Raw genomic sequence first — 19,463 nt, 5'->3', positions numbered from 1 at the left:
TGCGGCTGCGGGTGCGGGTGCAGCTGCGGCTGCGGGCGGTGCGGCTGGCGATGGCGGCGTGGCCGCCACCTGCGCAACCGCCGGCGGTGCGGCGCGGTGGCTCTGCCAGTACTGCCAGCCGAACCAGCCTGCGCCCACCACCACCGCCGCCGCCAGCGCCAGCGAACCGGCGATCACCAGCGGCCGCTTGTCGCGCACCTGTCCGCCGACGGCGTGCAGCTGCTGCTGGCGCAAAGCGCCATCGCCCGCACCACCGCGCGCATCCAGGTCCTGCAACATTTTATTAATCAAACTCATTTCGTCAACGCCCAAGTCAGGCCGCATGCGGCGATCAGCAAGCTCAGGCCGGCCATCAACCACGGCCAGCGCAAGCCGGTATGCGACTGCACGGTATCGACCGCCGCCATGTCCACGTGGCGGCGCGTCACCTGTTGCTTGCCTTCGCCGTAGCACAGCATCAGCGATTTATTCGCCATGATATTCACCAGCCGCGGTATGCCGCCACTGGCCTTGAACAAGCGGCCGATGGCGCTCCGGCTGAACAAGCGGCTGCCGGCATAACCCGCCACGCGCAGCCTATGGGCCAGATAGTACTCCAAGTCGTCGCGCGTCAGCGGTCCCAGATGGTAATGGAAGGTGATGCGCTGCGCCAGCTGGCGGATCGAATTCGCCTGCAGATGCTGGTTCAGCTCCGGCTGCCCGAACAGCACGATCTGCAACAGCTTGCGCTTCTCCGTCTCCAGATTGGTCAGCAGGCGCAAGGCTTCCAGGCTTTCCAGCGGGATCGCCTGCGCCTCGTCCAGGCACATCACCACCTGCTTGTCTTCGCGCGCCAGGTCCATCAAGCGCAAGGTCAGCGACTTCAGCAGCTGATGCTGGTCGACATCGCGCTGCAGCGGCAGCTCCAGTTCATCGGCCAGGGCCAGCATCAGCGTGCGCGGCTCCAGGTAGGGGTTCGGAATATAGGCGGTGACAAAGCCCGGCCCCAAGGTCGCCATGAACTTCCGGCACAGCAGCGTCTTGCCGGTGCCAACTTCGCCGGTGATCTTGATGAAGCCTTCGCCGCTGCGCGCCGCCACCAGCAGCGTGTTGAGCGCCTGCTGCGAATGCGGGCTGGTGAAGAAGAAGCTGGTGTCAGGCGTGATCCCGAAAGGCATCTCGCCCAAGCCGAAATGGGCCTGGTACATTTACTTGCGTCCTCCGGCAGGGGGCGGCGCCAGTTGCTGGACCCGGCGGCTGGCATCCTCCAGGTCCTGCGCATAGCTGGCCGCGCCATCGACGATGGTAGGTTTGATCAACACCACCAGCTCGCGCTTCTGCGTGCTGCGCTCGGTGTTGCGGAACAAGGCGCCCAGCACCGGCACATCGCCTATGCCCGGCGCCTGGTTGTTGTCGGCCGTGGTGGACTGGCGCATCAGGCCGCCGATGGCGACGATGCGTCCATCCTGGCCGCGCACCATGCTGTCCATTTCCGACGTGCTCGACGCCGCCAGCGGCAGTTGCAGCGAACCGGCGCTGCCCAGGTTGACGATCTTGTTGATGGTCGACACCTGGCTGACCGACGGATGGACGTGCAGCATGATGTTGCCCTCCTCGTCGATCTGCGGCGTCACATCCAGCACCACGCCGGAGAAGAACGGCTGCAAGGTCACGTTCGGGCTGGTGGTGTTGCCGCTGACGTTGGAGTTGGTGGTGGTGCTGACGCCCGTCACATAAAACTCGTCGGTGCCGATCTTCAGCACGGCCTTCTGGTTGTTCATGGTGGCGATGCGCGGGCTGGACAGCACATGCACCGAGCCCTGCGACTCCAGGAAGGAAATCATGGCGGCGAAATTACTGGTCTGGAAGGCCAGGCCGAACAGCGAGCCGGCGTTGTTGGCGGCGTTCGCCAGCGAGAAGCCGCTGCTGGCGGCGATGCCCGCCGTGCCGCCGCTGACCAGCACGGGCGGCTGGCCGCCGGCCGCCGGCAATGGCGCCAGGCCGGTGCCGGGCGCCAGGAAGCCGGTGGACATGCGGTTGCTGCCGCCGCCGCCGAACGAGGCGAAGCTGGCCCAGTTGATGCCGCTCTGGAAGCCGCTGTTGAGCTGCACCTCAAGAATCTTGGCTTCCAAGATCACCTGGCGCTCCACCGCCAGCCGGGTCGCCTTCAGGTATTGCTCGACGCTGCGCAATTGTTCCGGCAGCGCCCGCACCACCACCACGCCCGACTGCGGGCTGATCACCACGCTGCGGCCGTCGCCGACGCCGCCGACCAGGGCCACCAGCGCCTCCTTCAGGTCGGTCCAGAAATCGGTGGCGGAGGAAGTCTTGACGTTGCTGGCGTCTTCCATCGAGTACTGCTGGTTGGCCTGCCCCGGCTGCTGCGGCTGGTTGCTCTGGCCGTTGCTGCCGCTGCCGTTCTGGCCGCCCTGCCCGCCGGACACCACCGTGCCCACCGTGTTGACCGAGGTCGACGACACCCGCACGTTCGAGCTGCCCTTGCGCGTGGCGCTCAGGTAGTTGACCTGGAAGATGCGGGTCTGCATGGTCAGCGGACGGATGTAGACGCGCGTGCCTTCGACCTTGTAGTCGTAGCCGTACAGCTCGCGCACGGCGTCCAGCGCCTCGAACAGCGTCACATCCTTCAGGTTGGCGGTGACGGTGCCGCTGACGTCCGGATGGATCAGCATGTTGTAGCGCGTGCCGGCGGCGATGGAGTTGTAGAACTGCTGCACCGGCACCTGGTTGAACGACACATTGAAACGCTCCTCCATCACCGCGCGCGCCTTCGGCAGCTCGGCCGCCATGGTGACAGCCGGCGGCGGCAGCAGCGCCGCCTCCACCGCCGCCGAACTGGCGGGCGGCGTGGCGCGGGCCTGCACGGCCGCGTCGTGCACCTGCTGGTCGATGGTGTTGTAGGTGTCGCGCGGCGCCTGGGTGTTGCATGCGGCCAGCACGACAACGGCGCCCAGCAGCGCGACCCGGCGCAGCATCTTGTCCATGAACTTGTTATGTGTCGTCATTTTGTTTTCCCTGTCGGGTCAGCGGCCTCGGCCGGTTTGGGAAACAGGGTCAGGGTTTCCAGATTCTTGCCCCGGCGTAGTAGCACCGAATTGTCGTTGATGCGTTCAAGTATCGCGTCGCCCACCCTGCCGCCGATGCGCACGGTGACGCCGTCGATCACCGCCAGCCGCCGGCCGCCGGCTGCGCGGCCGATCAGGATCGATTGCAGGCGCGGCGCGGACGGCACGCCGTCGGCCTCCGCCGCAGCGCTGTCGGGCGCGGCCATCATGGCCGGAGGACGGGTCGGGTCGGCCATCTTTTGCGCCAGCGCCGGCAGCGCCAGCGCGGCCAGCATCAACGTGGTCAGGCGGCGCTTCACAGTGCTATCCATTTCTGGTCCAGGCTCAGGGTGTACAGGGTCAGCGTCAGCCGTGCCTGCGGGTATTGTTCGGCATCGAGCGCGGCGGCGCCCCAGAACAGCTGGCTCGGCAAAGCCTCCAGCGCTTCCAGGTAATCGATCATCTCCAGGTAGCTGCCCTGCAGCACCAGTTGCACGCCGTGGCGGTACAGCAGCGGCGCCGGTGCGGCGGCTGGCTGCGGCTTGGCCGCCGGTGCGGCCGTGTTCGAGGTTGCGGCCGGCGCCACCGCCAGGATGGAAGCCGGTGTCGGCGTCGATGGCGCGGCCGGCCGCGCGGCCGGCGGCTCGTTCGCGTCCTGCGCGGCGAAGTGGCCGTCGGTCGTGCCTTGCGGCGGCAGCGTCTTCAGCGACACCAGGCGCAGCTTGCCATGTCCCTGCACCATCTGTTGCAGCAACGCGCCCATGCGTTCCGGCGCCACCAGGCCCTTCTGCGCGCTGCGCAGCTTGCTCCGCAACGCCACGCTATCGGCCTGCAAGACCTTCAGGCGCTCGCGCACTTCACGGTCGGGATCGCGGCGCGCGGCCAGGTCCAGCTGCTGCAATTCGGCATCGATGCCGGCGATCTGCACGCGCTGCTGGCGCATGGTGTCGCGCAGCAGGCGTTGGCGCGTGTAGGCCGGATCCAGCACCAGCTGGAACACCAGGAACGCCAGCATCGCCGCGCCCGCGCCCACCACCATCAGGCGTTCGCGCTGGCTCAGCGCCATCAACCAGGCATCGAGTTTGATCCAATAGGCTTTCATGGCTGCTCCGCCTTGGCCTGCTCGCCGGCCGCCGCCGATTGCAGGCTGAATTCCACATAGCGCGGCGCCGCAGCCGGCTCGGGCGCCGATGCGCCATCCGCCGCCGCTGCCTTGGGCGGCGCTTTCGGCTCCGTCATCTGCAACTGGCCGAAGGTCTTGCCGCGCAATACAGCCTCGCCGGCCAGGCCGTTCAGGTAGCCGGGCAGCAGGCTGGCTTTCAACGCCCGCCCCTGCAGGCCGATGGCCTCGCCGCTGCCCTGGATGGTGACGCCGGTCAGCCACAAGCCGTCGATGCCGCGCCGCGCAAAGGCGCGGAAATAAGCCGAGTAGCCACGCGTGGCGCCCGGCTCGCCCTGGTCGAGGATGGCGGCCACCTGTTGCAGATTGCGGTACTGCACGCTGGTCTGGTCCAGCTCCTGCTGCAGGGTCTCGCTCTTGCGCGGCGCCACGAAGGTGGCGGTGACGGCGGTACGGCGCGCCTCGCGCGCGGCCAGGTCGGCCTTGAGCACGGCGGCCTCGCGCTCCAGCGTCGCCAGCTCGATGTTGGCCAGCACCGACGCCACGACCAGCACCAGCACCAGCACGCCCAGCCCCGCCGCCATGGTACGAGTGGTCGCGTAGTTTTTCTTGCGCTTGAAGCCAGCGTTGAACAGGTTGATCTGTTGGCTCATGCCGTCTCCAGCTCGCGCAAGGCGGCGCCCAGCGTGCGCAGGAAGCCGGCCTGCTGCGCCGGGTCTCGCAGCAGCTCGGCGCCGGTCAGGTCCAGCACGCTGGCCAGGTCCAACTGTTCCACCGGCAGGTACAGATTGCTGGTCAGATAGGCGCGCAGCGCGCCGTCGCCCACCGGCGTCACCACCATCTTGGCCACCGTGACAAAGGAGAATTGCCGTTCGAAGTGGTCCAGCGACCGTTGCAGCTCCAGCGTGATGCGGTCATGCAGATGCTGCAGCCGCTCGGGATCGGGGTCCAGCAACTGGTTCAACGTGACGTCGATGCGGCGGGCCAGGTAGAGTTCGGTCTGGTAGCTGACGGTCAGCAGGCCGCCGTCGGCGTCGAAGGCCAGCAGCGCGACGCCGCGCCCCTCCGGCTCCAGCAGCGCCGAGATGTTCCGTTGCGCCATCTCGCCGATGTCGATCGCGGACAGCGCGATCTTGTGGTCGGCGAACAGCTGCTGGTGCGGCATCAGCACGCTGTTGCGGGCCGCCACCGCGAACGCCTGGCGCGCCTGGTTCGAGCCGCTGGCCTGCGGCACTATAGCCATGTCGATGGTCGCCTGCTCCAGCGGAAAATCGATCATGTCCTTGACGCGCCAGCCCAGCGCCGTGCGCATTTCCGCCTCCGGCACATTGGGCGCCTCGACCATCAGCAATTGATAGCCGCCCGCGCCCAGCAAGGTGGTGCAGCGGTAGCGGCTGGCCTGCAACTCCTTGCCCAGCCGCGCCAGGCTGGCGCCGGCCTGGTCGGCCTTGCCGGGGTAGGATGCGGCCAGCAGCACGCGCGGCGGGCCGTCGGTGCGGCGCTCGATCGCTGCGGCCTGCACGCCGTCCGCCGTCAGGCCGATGGCCAGCCAGCCATTCTTTTTTTCCGCTTTTCCGAATAAACGCATCCGACTGTCTCAAATGATTAAGCACGGCATTCAATAGTCGCCGCACATCCTTGATTATATTCAAGTTTCATTGCGCCATTTCTGCAAATTGGCGCCATGCCCCCAGTTTGCCCTGTTAATGCTCAGTTCCCAAATAAAATGAGGCGGATTCAATACACTTCCCTCAAGAAAATCACCGGGCTGCGATACAGGCCGAAGGTCACGCGCCCTTGCGTGGTCGGCAGCCAGGTCGGCCCGTTGACGGTGACGGTGGCGCCGCTCTTGCCGGCGTTGCTGCCCGCCTTCAGGGTGGCGGTGGCGGCGCCGTTGATCATCCTCACCGTCGACGGCGCGCTCGGCGGCGGCGCCGGGCACGCCACCAGGCAGCTGGCGTACTGGAAGTTGCTGGCCGGCGTCACCACCGTGGCGCTGTCGCTGGCGTTGTTGCGCCAGGCCAGCACGGTGCTGCCGTTGACCGAGCTCTGGCCGTAGTACTGCGCGCCCAGGTTCAGCGGCACCGGCAGGCTGGACGAGCCATAGGCGTTCGGCACGAACAGGCGGCCGGACACGACAACGATGCCCGCCTCGACCGCGCCGGTGCGCAGCGAGCTGACGCCGTCGTTGGGCGACCCGGTCTCGGTGGCGCGCACATACACCGGCGTCGGCGTCACCCAGTTGTTGGCGTAGGCCGCGCTCGCGACGAACGGCCGCGGCAGCGTGTAGACCGGCGCGGCGGCCGCAACGCCGGACGCGGCCGGCGCGACCGGCAATAGCGGGAAGGCGCTGGCGGCGATGCCGTTGGCGCTGAGCACCGCGCCGCTCGGGTTGGCCGGCGGATTGGCGACAGCCGTGCTGCCGGCCGCCGACCAGGCCGACAACGCCACCGCCCGCGCCAGCGCACCGCGATAGTTGACCGTCGGCTGCTCCTGCACGTTCATCGCGGTGACGGTCAGATTGAAGGGCTGGCCCGAGTACGCCATGCCAACGTTGGCCGGGCAAGTCATGCCGGCCGGATCGCAGAGCATCGGCGGCGTGATCGCAGTGTTGAAATGGTCGGGCACGAAGCGGCCGACGTTGAGCGTCTCCAGGATCAAGTCGCCCGAATCGAGATAACTGCTCGGCGTGGCCGACGGCGTCAGCTCCAGCACGCCGACATCGCCGTAGGAGAAACTGCTGCCGCTGGCGACGCCGCCGCTGAAGGCGCCGAAGCTGCCGTTGAAGACCAGCGCCTGGTTGGGGTCGGGCATGCCCCGCACCATGTCGGCCAGGCGATCGCCGTTCTGGTCGTTGGCCGCCCGCGCGGTGATCTGCACCGTGGTCGGCGTGGTCTCCCTGCCGAAGTTGGGCGCCGGCGCACCGCCATACATCAGCGCTTTGACCGACATCGTGAACGCGGTGCCGGCGCTGACGAACTTGCCGTCGGTGGGCGAAGCCGGCGTGCCGGCCTTGTTGGACGCCGGCGCCACCAGCAGCAGCTTGTCGGGCCGTTCGACGAAGGGGCTGCTGGTGCCCAGGCGCCCGGTGTTGTCGCTGACCAGGAATTCAACCCGCCCCACGTCGGCATAGCGGAAGTTGTAGATATCGGCCGTGGTCGCCTTGGTGCCGGTGAACACCACGTCGTTGAGCCCGGTCCAGGTGGCGGACGTCTGGCCCGGCAGCGCGCCGGACTTGGCGCACAGCGGCAGCGTCACGGCGCTACCGCCAACCTTGGTGAAGCTGGCGCTGACGCCCGCGTCCTGGATCGGATCGTAGCAGGACAGCGCGTACTTGACCTTGAGCGTGCTGTCCGTGTTCGACAGCGCGGTCGGCACGCCCAGCACGACGAAGGTCAGGGACACCGGAATATCCTTGTTGGCCAGGTTGCGCTGCGCGTTGAAATTGAACAGCTTGCAGGGCTGGCCCGGATCGCCGAACGGCAAGCCGTTCACGCACTGCCCGGACAGCGGATCGGTGAACATAAAGCTCGGCGTGATGGCCGCCGCCCCCACCTGCGAGCTGACGGTCGAGGTGTCGTTGCCGTCGTAGTAGTCGAACAGCTGGCCGCTGACGGTGGCGCTGTTGTTGACCAGCCCGCTGGCGGCGGCGGCCGTCGTCACCCGCAGCGTGATCGGCGGCAGCGTCGCGCCGGCGGCCATGGTGGCGCTGTAGCTGCAGGTGAGCTTTTGCCCGGCCATGCCGCAGCTCCAGCCGGTGCCGCTGGCGCTGACGAAGATCAGCGACGACGGCAGCACGTCCACAATGGTGGTCGGCCCGCCCTCGGCCAGCGGGCCGTTGTTGCTGACGCTGATCAGGTAGTTGCTGATCTGCGAAGGCTGCAGCGGGTTCTGCAAGGTCATCGATACGGCGCGGTCGGCCGCCGGCACGTTGGGCGCGGCGATCACCTCGGCGTTCATCAGCACCAGGTCCTGGCCGGACTTGTAGTCGCTGCGGGCCGAGGTCTGGCCGGCCTTGATGGTCGGCGACGACACCGTGTAGGCGTCGAAGTCGATGCCGTAGGACAAGCTGTCGTTGTTGATGTTGGAGATGGAGTTGAACTGGTTGCCGGACGGGTTGAGCGCATCGGTCATCTCGACGCTGTTGTACATCAGGATCTCGCCGCCGCCCGACAGCGTGGTGTCGCCCTCCCATGTGATGTGGCCGATCTTGCCGGTCAGGCTGCCGATCGGCGTGGGCGTCTTGAAGTTGGCCAGCGTCAGCGCCACGCTGGAGTTGCGGATGTACTGGAAGCCCTCGTAGAGGTTGAGCACCCGGAAGGTCTCGCTGGAATGGGAGTACACCACCAGCAGCTGGAAGCCGCCCAGCACGCCCTCGACCGCGCAATACGGGCTGCCGTTGTTGATGGTCAGGCCGCCGACGGTGTAGTTGGCGTTGCCCTTGGCCACCACCTGCGAGGTCACGTCCACCGCGCCGGCAAAGAAATCGTAGCCGACCGTGGCCGAGCTGTAGCTGCGGTTGCTTGGCGCGGTGACAGCCACGCCGTCGAAGGTCACGCTGTAGTCGGGGGTGGAGCTGGAACCGGCCCAGTAGAGCTGCGCGTTGAGGATGGTGGCGCCGGACGGCACGCCGGTCAGCGCCATGGTCAGCGTGCCGGCGTTGATGGCGCACGGGTCGATGTTGTTGTCCTTGGTGCGCAGGGTTTTCTGCGTGCCGGTGAAGCTGACGTTGCCGGCAAAGCTCTTGAACAGCGTGATCGGCGAATCGGCGCGCGACCAGCCGGCGGCCAGGCTGCACAGCAGCGCCAGCAGGCAGGCCAGCCAGCGCGGGGCGGCGTTGAATATGGCGTCGGGCTTGGTCGCTGTCATCGTCGCCTCCTCAGAACTGCACCGTGACCGTGCGCTGCACATAGTCGGCGCTGGTGGTGGCGGCGTTGGGGCAGACGCCTGCGGCCGGCACGTTGCAGGCCACGGCCGTCACCGTGGTCCGGTTCATGCCCGCGCCCATGCCGGGCGTCGCCACGACGGCGCACTGCACGGTGACGGTGAAGGCCGACAGCGTGCCGCCCGCCACGAAGGTGCGGCTGGCCACGCAGCTGCCGTTGATCTGCTGCTGGTACAAGCCGTATTCGACGCCGGCGCGGGCCGCCTCGTAGGCGCGCGCGCCCAGCAGGTCCAGCGCCGAGCTGCTCTGCTGCGAGCGCGACAGCGACATCGCCGCCACGGCCAGCGCCGACAGCACCACCACCAGGAACATCGCGGTGACGATGGAGACGCCGGCGGCGCGGCGCGGCGGTGTGCGCAGGGTCTTCATGGCGTATTGTCCACGTGGACCTGGCGCACCAGGCTGATGCTTTCGCCGTTGTTGCGCGTCAGCGTCAGCGACACGCCGACCAGGGCGGTGTTGGTATTGGCCAGCACCACGTAATCGAAACCGCAGCCGGACACCAGGCCGGCCAGCGTCGCAGGCGTGCCGAACGGCGGCGCTCCCAGCCCGTTCAGGCCGAAGATCTGCGTGCTGAAGCTGCGGATCAGCGTGCCGCCGCCGCCGGCCACCGGCGCGCACACATAGGTGACGGTGCCGGAGACCACCTGGAAGCGGTTGGTCGGCGACTGCATCGACGGCGATTGCGCGGCGAACGGGTTGTTGGCCAGCGTGATGCGGGTGCCGTTGACCGCCGTGACGCGCGCGATGTTGCCGAAGCTGCGCGCGTCGGCCGGCGCCACGCCGATGTTGAACACGGCGATCCAGTCGTTCACCAGGATGGCCTGGCGGCCGGTGGGCGCGGCGCCGGCGATGTCGAATTGCAGGCTGGCGGCGGGGCTGAAGTCCAGCGGCAGCAGCGAGGGCGGCGGCGAATCGCCGATGTCGATGTAGCGGCCGCCGATCTTGGTCAGCTGGAATTGCAGCGTGCGGCGGTCGGCCGAGACCAGGATGCTGTTGGGCAGCGCCAGCCGCAGCTCGCGCGTGATGCGGCGCAGCGCCAGGTCGGCGACGTCGGTCATGTCGCCGCGCGCGGCGGTGTCGACGTAGTTCTGCACCGGCGTCCTGAGGAACACCGCCACCATGCCGGCCAGGATGCCGGTGATGACCATGACGATGACGGCCTCGACCAGCGTGAAGCCTTGTACGCGCTGGGGCGCTTTCATAGCGACCTCGGCGCGTAGCGGGTGCGGTAGCCGTCCAGCGTCACATTGTCGGTGCCGTAGGTGACGACGACGGTGATGCGCAGCGCGGCGGCCTGCGGGACCAGAGCGCCGGCCGCGCCGAACGCGGCGTCCTGGACGATCGTGACGGCGGCGGAGTAACCGGTCGGGAATGAATTGCCGGCGGCGTCGGTGGTGTAAGTCCCGCCGTAGTCATTGACATTGTCGAAGGGGCGGACATTGCCCGGTTCAAGACCCAGGCCTTCCGGAATGGTGCAGTCGGCCGCAGTCAACGTGGCGGGATCTTCGGCCTTCGGGTCGCTGCCGTCGCACAATGTGAAGTGCGCCAGCCGGACCTCTTCCATCATGCTCTCGGCGATGGCGAGCGCCTGCTTGCGGCGCATCGGGTCGGGACTGGAGCGCGCGCCCATGCCCAGCACCTGCAAGACGCCCACCACCGCAATACCGACAACCACGATGAACATCACCAGCTCAACCATGCTCAGGCCCGCTTGCGCGCGTGAGTTTGGTTTAAAAGACATAGCCAGTTACCGGGGTCACGGTGACGGTGCGGCTACCGCCGTCGCCACTGATGGACAGCGCCAGCTGGGCGAAGGTCGAGGTCAGCGTGGGCGGCACGTCGGTTGCCGCGTATGGCTGGCCGGTGGCGTCGAAATAAAAGCTCAGCGCACTGGACACCGTCAGGCCATTGGGCACGCCCTCGCAAGCCCAGGTGGAAAGATTACTGCAATTGGACAGCGTCACGCCAGTACCGCTGTTGGCCCCGCCAGGGGCACTGACGCGCAACGTGCACAGACCGTCATAGCACAGGGCGACGCTGGCGCCGTTGAGCCGTACGTAGACGTTTCGACCTTGGGCGATGGCGACTTTCTGCCCATAACGCAGCATCGCTCTGAGCTGATCCGTGTAGGCTGCGGCATCAAACGCCCTGCGCTCAAAGAAACGCGGAGCGGCAACGGCGCCCAATATGCCCGTCACCACCAGAATGACCACCAGCTCAACCAGCGTGAAGCCGCCCGGCCCCGTGGGACGGGTGCGACGCCGCAACGTCGTCTCCATCACGCCCCCCCTCCAGCCGGCCATCTATGCGGAATCAGCAACCGGCCGTATTGACGGTCGCGGTCGGACCAGCGGCCGTGGCGGAATAAGTGACGGTACAGGTGGTATGGGTGGCATCGGTACGATAAACGCCGCCCCCGGCCGTAGTATCGAAGTCGGTCAGTCCGGCCGCGACCAGCATGCCGGCGACGCTTGGGTAGCCGGTGGCTGGATCGACATCGACGCCGTCGTAGGTCAGCGTACCGCTCGCTGGTGCGCCGGCGGCCAGCCAGCGCCCGTGGAACATATTTGCCGCGCTCAGCACCGCGCCGCGCGCGCTGTTGATCTTGGCGATACGCGCATCGGTACCGAGGTTGGTGAATCTCGGCAGCGCGGTGGCGGCCAGGATACCGAGGATGACGATCACGACGATCAGTTCGATCAGCGTGAAACCGCCTTGCCCGGAACGCGATTTGAACGAACTTGCTTGTTTGGTTTGCATATGACTCTCCAGACCTGACTAAAAAAAAGATCATTAACGCCAAGCTGCGGCGGAGTGCGGCAGCGGCTGCTACTGAGTGACTTCATTCAGCGCGATACCGGCATTTCCCGGCTGGCGCTCTGCGTTGGCGTTTTTCGAGGGCAAGCGCAGTGATTCTACCTTGAAATAAATATTCTTTGAGGCACTATTTAACAAATTTTCTTGCCCGCCCCTCACGAATACCAGTTTGTGTTGCACCAGATCAAAATACCAGTTGCCAGCTTTAACACTTTTTGCCGCTTCCGGCGTCAGTTCGCCGGCATAGTTGTCCGGCGCCCGCTCCAGCCAGGCGACGGGATTGCCCCCGGCCAGCGCACCGATTTCGCCGTCCCTGCCCTGCGCCTGCAAGGCCATCACCTTGCCGGACAAGGCGCTGCGCATATTGATCAGCAAGGCCTGCACGCCCGCATCGTCGCCGGCGCGGCGGTAATACGCCATCCGCTCCAGCGCCACCATCATCAGCAGGCCGAAAATACCGGCCACCACGGCGAACTCGAACAGCGTGAAACCCCGCCCCCGCCGTCGTTGCGGCCACACAACACCAGCAGGACGCAAGCCGCCCATCAGTGCGGCAACGCCACTTTGCCCAGATCCCAGATCGGCACAAAGATGCCCAGCGCCAGCACCAGCACCAGCACGCCGAGGAAGGTGATCAGGATGGGCTCGATCTGCGCGGCCAGCGTCTTCAATTCGTAATCCACCTCGCGCTCGTACATCTGGGCGATTTCGTCCATCAGCTCGTCCAGCGAGCCCGATTCCTCACCCACCGCCACCATCTGCAGCACCACCGGCGTGAACACATTGGCCGCGATCGAGGTGCGCAGGATGCTGTCGCCGCGCTCGACGCCGTCGCGCATCTGCTCCACGCGCGCGCACAGGTAGGCGTTGTCCACCGTCTGCGACACCACCGTCAGCGCCTGCACGATGGGCACGCCGCTGCGGCTCGACAGCGAGAAGCTGCGGGCGAAGCGCGCCATCGTCGCCTTGTGGATGATCTTGCCGGCGATCGGGAACCTGAGCTTGTAGCGGTCCCATTTGTAGCGGCCGGCGCTGGTGTTGATCCAGTAGCGCAAGCCGAAGAAGCCCGCAGCCGCCCCCACCAGCAGCTGCGGCCAGTACACCACCATGAAATGCGAGCTGGCGATCAGGATGCGCGTCATCAGCGGCAGCTCGGCGTGGAAGCTCTCGAACACCTTGACGAATTGCGGGATGACGAAGATGTTGACGATCACCATGGCGATGATCATCGCCACGATCACGAAGATCGGGTAGCGGGTCGCGCTCTTGACGCGGGCGCGCATCTCGCGGTCGAACTCCAGGTGGTCGAACAAGCGCAGGAACACTTCCTCCAGCCGCCCGGTCATCTCGCCCACCCGCACCATCGACAGGTAGAAATCGTTGAACACGGCGGGATGGCGTCGCATCGCCGCCGACAGTTCGCGGCCGGCGTCGAGCGATTCGCGCAAGTCCTTGATGACCTTGCCGAACGACTTGCTGATCGCCGACTCCTGCAGGCCGGCCAGCCCGCGCATGATGGGCACGCCCGACTTGAGCAAGGTGTAGAGCTGGCGGCTGAACAATTGCACATCCATCGACGTCACCTTCTTCTCGAACAGCCTGGTCCACCAGGCCTCGCCGCCGGCCGCGCCGGTGGCGGCCTTGTTGGTCAGCGCGATCTCGACCGGGATGGCGCCGCTGCCCACCAGGTGGTTGGCCACGGCGCCGCTGTCGGCCGCCTCCAGCACGCCCTGCATCAACTCTCCGCGCGCGCTGCGCGCCTTGTAGGCATAGAACGGCACGTCAATCCTCGGTCTGGTTGCTGATGCGCATGGCCTCGGCCACCGTGGTGCGCCCCTGTATCACCAGCGCCACCGCATGGCGGCGCAGGGTCTCGCCGGCCATCTGCGCCGCCGCCACCCGCAGGAAGTGCGAGGGATCGGGATCGTTGGCCGCATCGACCACTTCGCGCGTCATCTCCAGCAGCTCGTACACGCCGGTACGGCCGCGATACCCCATGCCATTGCAATGCGAACAACCCTTGCCATGGAAGTAGCGCGCCATGCCCACCTTGTCGTGCAACTCCATGCGCAGCCACTCGTGTTCGGTCGGCGTCAGCTCGTACGGCGTAGTGCAGCTTTCGCAGATCACCCGCACCAAACGCTGCGCCAGCACGGCTTGCAGCGAACTACCGACCATGTAGCGCGGTACGCCCATGTCCATCAGCCGCAGCGGCGTGCTGGCCGCGTCGTTGGTGTGCAGGGTAGATAGTACCAAGTGTCCGGTCATGGCGGCGCGCAAACCGATCTGGGCCGTTTCCTGGTCGCGCATCTCGCCCACCAGCACGATGTCCGGGTCTTGCCGCAGCGCCGAACGCAGCACGCGCGCGAAGTTCAGCTCGATCTTGTCGTTGACCTGCACCTGGTTGATGCCGGGCAGCCGGTATTCGACCGGGTCCTCGACGGTGATCAGCTTTTTCTCCACCGAATTGAGCTCGGCCAGCGCGCAATACAGCGTGGTGGTCTTGCCGCTGCCGGTCGGCCCCGTCACCAGCACCAGGCCATTGGGGCGCTGGACGATGGCGCGGAATTTCTCCAGGATGGTCTTGGGCATGCCGATCGCGTCCAGCCGCAGCTGGGTGTTGCTCTGGCTGAGCAGACGCATCACCACCGATTCGCCGTACTGGGTCGGCATGGTCGAGATCCGCACGTCGATGCGCTGGTTCTTCACGCGCACGGCGAAGCGGCCATCCTGCGGCAAGCGTTTTTCCGAGATGTCGAGGTCGGACATCAGCTTCAGGCGCAGCGCCAGCGAGGGCGCGATCTTGATGTCGGCCTCGGTTTGCAGGTGCAGCACGCCGTCGATGCGGAAGCGGATCTGCAGCCGGCCTTCCTGCGGCTCGATGTGGATGTCGGAGGCGCGCACCTGGGTGGCGTCGTCGAACACCGATTGCAGCAGCTTGACGATGGGCGCCTCTTCCAGGTTGGCATTGGCGGCGGCCAGCGCGCCGAAGTCGACCGAGACGTCGCCGAGGTCCTGCTCCAGCTCGCGCGCCAGGTCGGAGATATCCTCGGTGCGGCGGTAGATGCGGTCGATCACGCCCAGCACTTCGGTCTCGTTGACCACGGCCAGCTCGATCGGCTGCTTGACGATGCGCGAAATCTCGTCGTAGGCGAACAGGTCGGTCGGATCGGACATGCCGACCAGCAGCGCGCCGCGCCGGTCTTCCAGCACCAGCGCGCGGAAGCGGCGGGCCTGGGTCTCCGGCAGCAGCCGCACGATCTCGGGATTGACGTTGAAGAACTTCAGGTTCAGATACGGGATGTTGAGCTGGCGCGCCAGCGCGCCGGCGATCTGTTCCTCGGTAACATAGCCGTTCTCGATGAACACCCGGCCCAGCTTGCGTCCGCTGCGCTTTTGCTCGGCCAGCGCCAGGCCCAGCTGTTCCTCGGTCAGCAGCTTTTGCTGCACCAAAATTTCCCCAAGCCGCACTTTCTCTGGCCTCGCCATGCCCCGCTCCTTGTGATCTGTGCCATCTGTTGGCTTGCGGCCATTCTAGTGCAGAAAGCGGCGCCAGCGAGAGTAGTCTTGCTCGGGGCGCCACAGGGTGTCGCTTTCTTCGCACGAATGCGCTACAGTGTCGTTCGTTTCCCAGCCCGATAGAACATCGTAAAGCCACCGCCTTCCATGACCGCCCCTGCCCTGCGCTTCCAGCAAGTCGTCAAACGCTATGGCCAGGCCAGCGTCTTGCAGGGCGTGGATCTGGCGCTGCAGCCGGGCGAATGCTTCGGCCTGGTGGGCGTCAACGGCGCCGGCAAGACCAGCCTGATCAAGTGCCTGCTGGATTTCTGCGCGCTCGACGGCGGCAGCATCGACATCTTCGGCCAGCCGCACGGCCGCCCCGCCAGCCGCCAGCCGCTGGGCTTCCTGCCCGAACGCTTCACCCCGCCCTACTACCTGACCGGCGCCGACTTCATCCGCTACTTGCTGGCTTTGCAAGGCCTGGCCTACGATCCGGCCGCCGTGGCCGCCATGCTGGAAGCGCTGGACCTGGAGCCTGGCGCGCTGCGCCGCACCGTGCGCGACTATTCGAAAGGCATGACGCAGAAGCTGGGCCTGGCCGCCTGCCTGCTGGCGCGCAAACCGCTGTACGTGCTGGACGAGCCGATGAGCGGACTGGACCCGAAGGCGCGCGCGCTGCTCAAACAACAGCTGCGGCAATTGCACGCCGGCGGCAGCACCCTGTTCTTGACCTCGCACATGCTGGCCGACGTCGACGAGCTGTGCGACCGCATGGCCATCCTGCACGAAGGCCGCATCCGCTTCACCGGCTCGCCGGCCGCATGCCGCAGCCACTACGGCGCCGACAGCCTGGAGCAAGCCTTCCTGGCTTGCATCGCGTGAGCCGCATGTACCAATCCCACTTCGGCCTGCGCGAATCGCCGTTCGGCATCACCCCGAACCCGGCTTTTTTCTACGCCGGCAACACTCGCGGCGAGATCCTGCAAGCCTTGCTGTATGCGGTCTGCCACGGCGAAGGCATCATCAAGGTGACGGGCGAAGTCGGCGCCGGCAAGACCATGTTGTGCCGCATGCTGGAGCGCCAGCTGCCGCCGCACATCGACGTCATCTACCTGGTCAACCCCAACCTGGACCCGCAGGAAGTGCAGTACGCCATCGCCGCCGAACTGGGCATGGATGGCCACGGCTTGCGCATCGACGAGATCCAGCGCCGCCTGCAGGCCGACCTGATCGCCCGCCACAGCCAGGGCCGCCAGGTGGTGCTGCTGGTCGAGGAAGCCCAGGCCATGCCGCTCGACACGCTCGAAGCGATACGCCTGCTGACCAACCTGGAGACCGCGCACAGCAAGCTGCTGCAGATCGTGCTGTTCGGCCAGCCGGAGCTGGACCAGCACCTGGCGCTGGCCAGCATGCGCCAGCTGAAGGAGCGCATCACCCACAGCTTCGAGGTGCCGGCGCTGTCGCCGGCGCTGATCGACGAATTCCTCGCCTGCCGGCTGCGCGCGGCCGGCCACGACGGCTCGCCGCTGTTCACCCCGGCCGCCGCCAGGCTGATCGCCGAGCGTTCCGAGGGCATCGTCCGCCGCATCAACATCCTGGCCGACAAGGCCCTGCTGGCCGCCTTCGCCGCCGACGCCAGCACCGTCGGCGTGCGCCACGCGCGCCAGGCGATCCGCGAATCGGCCTTCCGCCGCCGCCAGCTGCGGCAAATCTTCCCTTTGCGCGCTGTTGCTATAGGGGCCTTGGCGGTCCTGCTAATTTGGGCTATTTATAGGGCGATCCTTGCGGTGGCACCGAATTTGTAAGATCATGGTGTCTATATTGCAAATGCACAACATCCTGCATTCCCCCTGGGCCGGAAAGAAACAATGAAAAAACTCGCCTCCCCCATCGTCCCCATGGTGTGCAGCGTGTTGCTGAGCGCCTGCGCGACCCACACCCTGAGCAAGTCGCCGACCCACATATCGGAAGCGCCGCGCGCCACCGGTTCCATCCCCGAGACCGTCCAACAGAGCGCCGCGCTGCCGCCGCCGGCCGCCGCGCCGAAGACCGAGACCTACAGCGTCACCGTGCACAAGGTGCCGGTGCAGTCGCTGCTGTTCGCGCTGGCGCGCGACGCCGGCATGAACGTCGACGTCCATCCCGGCATCGAGGGCACGGTCACGCTGAACGCGCTGGACCAGACCCTGCCGCAGCTGCTGACCCGCATCCAGCGCCAAGTCGACATGCGTTATGAAATCAACGGCAGCACGCTGACGGTCTTGCCGGACACGCCCGAATGGCGCAACTACAAGGTCGACTACGTCAACATCGCGCGCAGCACCAGCAGCAGCGTCAGCATCGCCACCCAGATCTCCACCGCGGGCGGCGGCAGCAGCAGCGTCGCCAGCCCGGCGCCCAGCAACAGCGGCAGCGGCCAGCAGCAGCAAACGCAACAGCAGCAGGCGGCGCCGGCCAACAACGGCGCCGGCGGCAACGGCGGGGGCAACAATTCGACCACGGTGGTCAACAACCGCTCCGACAATAACTTCTGGTATAGCCTGGAAAAGAACATCCGCGACATGCTGCGCGCGTCCAACCTGGGCGACAACCCGGCCGATCCGCTGGCGTCCCAGCAACAGTCCGGCGCGCCGGCCGGCGTGCCGCAGAACGCCCAGCCGCAAACCCCGTTCGACGCCGGCGCCTTCGGCGGCGCCAAGGCCGGCGGTGGCGGCGCGGCGCAGCGCGGCTCCTCGGTCATCGTCAACGCCGAGGGCGGCCTGATCGCCGTGCGCGCGACCGCCCGCCAGCATGAGAAGATCCGCGAATTCCTCGACGTCGTGCTGGGCGCGGCCAAGCGCCAGGTGCTGATCGAGGCGACCATCATCGAAGTGCGCCTCGGCGACCAGTACCAGCAGGGCATCAACTGGCAATCGATCGCCAGGGGCGGCCTGAAGATGAACCAGGGCGCGCTGGGGACGGCCACGCTGCCGACCGCCACCAATCCCGGCGTGTTCGTGCTGAACTACACCAACCCGACCAGCCGGCTGGGCAATATCGCCGCCACCATCGAGCTGCTGGAATCGTTCGGCAAGGTCAAAGTGCTGTCCAGCCCCAAGATCAGCGTGCTCAACAACCAGACCGCGCTGCTCAAGGTGGTCGACAACAACGTCTTCTTCTCGATCAAGGTGACGCCGGCGGTGCGCGACCTGAACGGCACCATCGTCTCGCCGGCCACCTATGAATCGCGGCTGGAGACGGTGCCGGTCGGCTTCGTCATGAGCGTCACGCCGCAGATTTCCGACACCGACGAGGTCACGCTGAACGTGCGGCCGACCATCACCCGCATCGTCGACTACGTCACCGACCCCAATCCGGACCTGGCCAAGGCCGGCGTCAAGAGCCAGGTGCCGGTGATCCAGGCGCGCGAACTGGAATCGCTGATGAAGGTGTCCAGCGGCCAGATCGCCGTCATGGGCGGCCTGATGCAGGATTCGGTGGACAACGCCAAGGATGGCATCCCGCTGCTGAGCAGCGTGCCGGTGCTGGGCGAGCTGTTCTCCCACCGCAACGAGAAAACCACCAAGACCGAGCTGGTCATCTTCATGCGGCCGGTGGTGGTCAAGGACGCCAGCGTCAACGGCGATTACAAGGATTACCGCTACCTGCTGCCGGGCCAGACGGCCGACAACGCTCCCTATGGCGAGGCCGCGCCGGCCCCCGCCCCAGCCAAGGCGAATGGATCATGAGTCTCTTAATGCAAGCGCTCAAAAAGGCGGAGCGCGCCAAACAAAGCTCGGGCGCCGACGACGAGACCGACAAGCCGTCGCAGGCTTTCGATGAAATCCTGGCGCTGACGCCGGAACCGGCGCCGGTGCCCGCGCCGGCGGCCCAGCCGGGCCTGGGCCTGAGCCTGGACCTGGAGCCGATGTCCGGCCTCAGCCTGGAGCCCATCCCGACCGAACCATCGGCCGCGTCCGGCCAGGCGCCGCTGCCCTCGCCCGATCCGCTGCCCACGCCCAGCGACCACAAGGGCCCCGGCCTGACGCTGGACCTG

Annotated in this window: 18 protein-coding genes and 2 pseudogenes; 4 read left to right on the top strand and 16 right to left on the bottom strand. The window is 66.7% G+C overall.

The features are described 5' to 3' along the window. The 16 genes and pseudogenes from DUGA2_RS31650 to DUGA2_RS31575 form a co-directional block, all read right to left on the bottom strand. Positions 1 to 297: pseudogene (locus tag DUGA2_RS31650) on the bottom strand (hypothetical protein); the annotation flags it as partial. After that, positions 294 to 1,187: an ExeA family protein gene (locus tag DUGA2_RS31645; RefSeq protein WP_070273249.1), complete on the bottom strand. Its 894-nt coding sequence runs from the start codon at positions 1,185 to 1,187 to the stop codon at positions 294 to 296. The gene DUGA2_RS31645 and the pseudogene DUGA2_RS31650, both read right to left, overlap by 4 nt. Further along, on the bottom strand, positions 1,188 to 3,002 hold the full coding sequence (mshL, locus tag DUGA2_RS31640) for a pilus (MSHA type) biogenesis protein MshL (RefSeq protein WP_083296553.1): 1,815 nt from the start codon (positions 3,000 to 3,002) through the stop codon (positions 1,188 to 1,190). After that, positions 2,999 to 3,373 carry an MSHA biogenesis protein MshK gene (locus tag DUGA2_RS31635; RefSeq protein WP_070273248.1) on the bottom strand — a complete coding sequence of 125 codons (375 nt, stop codon included), beginning with the start codon at positions 3,371 to 3,373 and terminating at the stop codon, positions 2,999 to 3,001. The genes mshL (DUGA2_RS31640) and DUGA2_RS31635 overlap by 4 nt, the downstream gene beginning before the upstream one ends. Next, the gene (gene gspM / locus DUGA2_RS31630; RefSeq protein WP_070273247.1) at positions 3,358 to 4,143 is read right to left on the bottom strand and encodes a type II secretion system protein GspM; all 786 of its coding nucleotides are present in this window, start codon (positions 4,141 to 4,143) and stop codon (positions 3,358 to 3,360) included. Before gspM ends, DUGA2_RS31635 begins: the two co-directional genes overlap by 16 nt. Continuing rightward, complete coding sequence (locus DUGA2_RS31625) at positions 4,140 to 4,814, bottom strand: MSHA biogenesis protein MshI (RefSeq protein WP_070273246.1); 675 nt, start codon at positions 4,812 to 4,814, stop codon at positions 4,140 to 4,142. The genes gspM and DUGA2_RS31625 overlap by 4 nt, the downstream gene beginning before the upstream one ends. Further along, positions 4,811 to 5,749 (bottom strand): agglutinin biogenesis protein MshI, encoded by a 939-nt coding sequence (locus DUGA2_RS31620; RefSeq protein ID WP_070273245.1) that lies wholly within the window; start codon positions 5,747 to 5,749, stop codon positions 4,811 to 4,813. Before DUGA2_RS31620 ends, DUGA2_RS31625 begins: the two co-directional genes overlap by 4 nt. Before the next feature lie 149 nt (positions 5,750 to 5,898). Further along, the gene (locus tag DUGA2_RS31615) at positions 5,899 to 9,030 is read right to left on the bottom strand and encodes a DUF6701 domain-containing protein (RefSeq protein ID WP_070273244.1); all 3,132 of its coding nucleotides are present in this window, start codon (positions 9,028 to 9,030) and stop codon (positions 5,899 to 5,901) included. Positions 9,031 to 9,040: 10 nt separating this feature from the next. After that, entirely contained in the window at positions 9,041 to 9,475 is a 435-nt protein-coding gene (locus DUGA2_RS31610) for an agglutinin biogenesis protein MshP (RefSeq protein ID WP_070273243.1), read from the bottom strand. Beyond that, a complete protein-coding gene (locus DUGA2_RS31605) occupies positions 9,472 to 10,311 on the bottom strand; it encodes a type II secretion system protein J (RefSeq protein WP_070273242.1) in 840 nt (279 codons plus the stop codon). Before DUGA2_RS31605 ends, DUGA2_RS31610 begins: the two co-directional genes overlap by 4 nt. Further along, positions 10,308 to 10,850: a hypothetical protein gene (locus DUGA2_RS31600; RefSeq protein ID WP_070273241.1), complete on the bottom strand. Its 543-nt coding sequence runs from the start codon at positions 10,848 to 10,850 to the stop codon at positions 10,308 to 10,310. Before DUGA2_RS31600 ends, DUGA2_RS31605 begins: the two co-directional genes overlap by 4 nt. After that, entirely contained in the window at positions 10,840 to 11,388 is a 549-nt protein-coding gene (locus DUGA2_RS31595) for an MSHA biogenesis protein MshC (RefSeq protein WP_070273250.1), read from the bottom strand. Before DUGA2_RS31595 ends, DUGA2_RS31600 begins: the two co-directional genes overlap by 11 nt. 34 nt (positions 11,389 to 11,422) lie before the next feature. Beyond that, on the bottom strand, positions 11,423 to 11,869 hold the full coding sequence (locus DUGA2_RS34885) for a type II secretion system protein (protein ID WP_070273240.1): 447 nt from the start codon (positions 11,867 to 11,869) through the stop codon (positions 11,423 to 11,425). Positions 11,870 to 11,938: 69 nt separating this feature from the next. Further along, the gene (locus DUGA2_RS31585) at positions 11,939 to 12,472 is read right to left on the bottom strand and encodes a type II secretion system protein (RefSeq protein WP_070273239.1); all 534 of its coding nucleotides are present in this window, start codon (positions 12,470 to 12,472) and stop codon (positions 11,939 to 11,941) included. Next, positions 12,472 to 13,707, bottom strand: a complete 1,236-nt coding sequence (locus tag DUGA2_RS31580; protein WP_070273238.1) for a type II secretion system F family protein — start codon at positions 13,705 to 13,707, stop codon at positions 12,472 to 12,474. The genes DUGA2_RS31585 and DUGA2_RS31580 overlap by 1 nt, the downstream gene beginning before the upstream one ends. Before the next feature lies 1 nt (position 13,708). Next, the gene (locus DUGA2_RS31575; protein ID WP_070273237.1) at positions 13,709 to 15,415 is read right to left on the bottom strand and encodes a GspE/PulE family protein; all 1,707 of its coding nucleotides are present in this window, start codon (positions 15,413 to 15,415) and stop codon (positions 13,709 to 13,711) included. Between the two features lie 177 nt (positions 15,416 to 15,592). Between DUGA2_RS31575 and DUGA2_RS31570 the strand changes: the two genes are divergently transcribed. From DUGA2_RS31570 to DUGA2_RS31555, 4 genes and pseudogenes are all read left to right on the top strand, one after another. After that, a complete protein-coding gene (locus tag DUGA2_RS31570) occupies positions 15,593 to 16,309 on the top strand; it encodes an ABC transporter ATP-binding protein (protein ID WP_070273236.1) in 717 nt (238 codons plus the stop codon). A gap of 5 nt (positions 16,310 to 16,314) precedes the next feature. Then, positions 16,315 to 17,232, top strand: coding sequence for an ExeA family protein (locus tag DUGA2_RS31565; protein ID WP_070273235.1), 918 nt, complete (start codon positions 16,315 to 16,317; stop codon positions 17,230 to 17,232). Positions 17,233 to 17,295: 63 nt separating this feature from the next. Further along, entirely contained in the window at positions 17,296 to 19,155 is a 1,860-nt protein-coding gene (gene mshL, locus DUGA2_RS31560; protein WP_070273234.1) for a pilus (MSHA type) biogenesis protein MshL, read from the top strand. Between the two features lie 8 nt (positions 19,156 to 19,163). After that, a pseudogene (locus DUGA2_RS31555) lies at positions 19,164 to 19,463 on the top strand (tetratricopeptide repeat protein); the annotation flags it as partial.

Origin of the sequence: Duganella sp. HH101 (genome assembly GCF_001758795.1) — a bacterium.
In the GTDB taxonomy this organism is placed as follows: domain Bacteria; phylum Pseudomonadota; class Gammaproteobacteria; order Burkholderiales; family Burkholderiaceae_D; genus Rugamonas; species Rugamonas rivuli.
Note: the sequence above shows the minus strand (reverse complement) of the source record. Positions and strands in the feature narration are given on the sequence as shown.

Bases quoted from the DNA above. Each gene is read 5' to 3' on its own strand.
- DUGA2_RS31645 (WP_070273249.1), bottom strand. From the start codon at position 1,187: ATGTACCAGGCCCATTTCGGCTTGGGCGAGATGCCTTTCGGGATCACG.
- mshL (WP_083296553.1), bottom strand. From the start codon at position 3,002: ATGACGACACATAACAAGTTCATGGACAAGATGCTGCGCCGGGTCGCG.
- DUGA2_RS31635 (WP_070273248.1), bottom strand. From the start codon at position 3,373: ATGGATAGCACTGTGAAGCGCCGCCTGACCACGTTGATGCTGGCCGCG.
- gspM (WP_070273247.1), bottom strand. From the start codon at position 4,143: ATGAAAGCCTATTGGATCAAACTCGATGCCTGGTTGATGGCGCTGAGC.
- DUGA2_RS31625 (WP_070273246.1), bottom strand. From the start codon at position 4,814: ATGAGCCAACAGATCAACCTGTTCAACGCTGGCTTCAAGCGCAAGAAA.
- DUGA2_RS31620 (WP_070273245.1), bottom strand. From the start codon at position 5,749: ATGCGTTTATTCGGAAAAGCGGAAAAAAAGAATGGCTGGCTGGCCATC.
- DUGA2_RS31615 (WP_070273244.1), bottom strand. From the start codon at position 9,030: ATGACAGCGACCAAGCCCGACGCCATATTCAACGCCGCCCCGCGCTGG.
- DUGA2_RS31610 (WP_070273243.1), bottom strand. From the start codon at position 9,475: ATGAAGACCCTGCGCACACCGCCGCGCCGCGCCGCCGGCGTCTCCATC.
- DUGA2_RS31605 (WP_070273242.1), bottom strand. From the start codon at position 10,311: ATGAAAGCGCCCCAGCGCGTACAAGGCTTCACGCTGGTCGAGGCCGTC.
- DUGA2_RS31600 (WP_070273241.1), bottom strand. From the start codon at position 10,850: ATGTCTTTTAAACCAAACTCACGCGCGCAAGCGGGCCTGAGCATGGTT.
- DUGA2_RS31595 (WP_070273250.1), bottom strand. From the start codon at position 11,388: ATGGAGACGACGTTGCGGCGTCGCACCCGTCCCACGGGGCCGGGCGGC.
- DUGA2_RS34885 (WP_070273240.1), bottom strand. From the start codon at position 11,869: ATGCAAACCAAACAAGCAAGTTCGTTCAAATCGCGTTCCGGGCAAGGC.
- DUGA2_RS31585 (WP_070273239.1), bottom strand. From the start codon at position 12,472: ATGGGCGGCTTGCGTCCTGCTGGTGTTGTGTGGCCGCAACGACGGCGG.
- DUGA2_RS31575 (WP_070273237.1), bottom strand. From the start codon at position 15,415: ATGGCGAGGCCAGAGAAAGTGCGGCTTGGGGAAATTTTGGTGCAGCAA.
- DUGA2_RS31570 (WP_070273236.1), top strand. From the start codon at position 15,593: ATGACCGCCCCTGCCCTGCGCTTCCAGCAAGTCGTCAAACGCTATGGC.
- DUGA2_RS31565 (WP_070273235.1), top strand. From the start codon at position 16,315: ATGTACCAATCCCACTTCGGCCTGCGCGAATCGCCGTTCGGCATCACC.
- mshL (WP_070273234.1), top strand. From the start codon at position 17,296: ATGAAAAAACTCGCCTCCCCCATCGTCCCCATGGTGTGCAGCGTGTTG.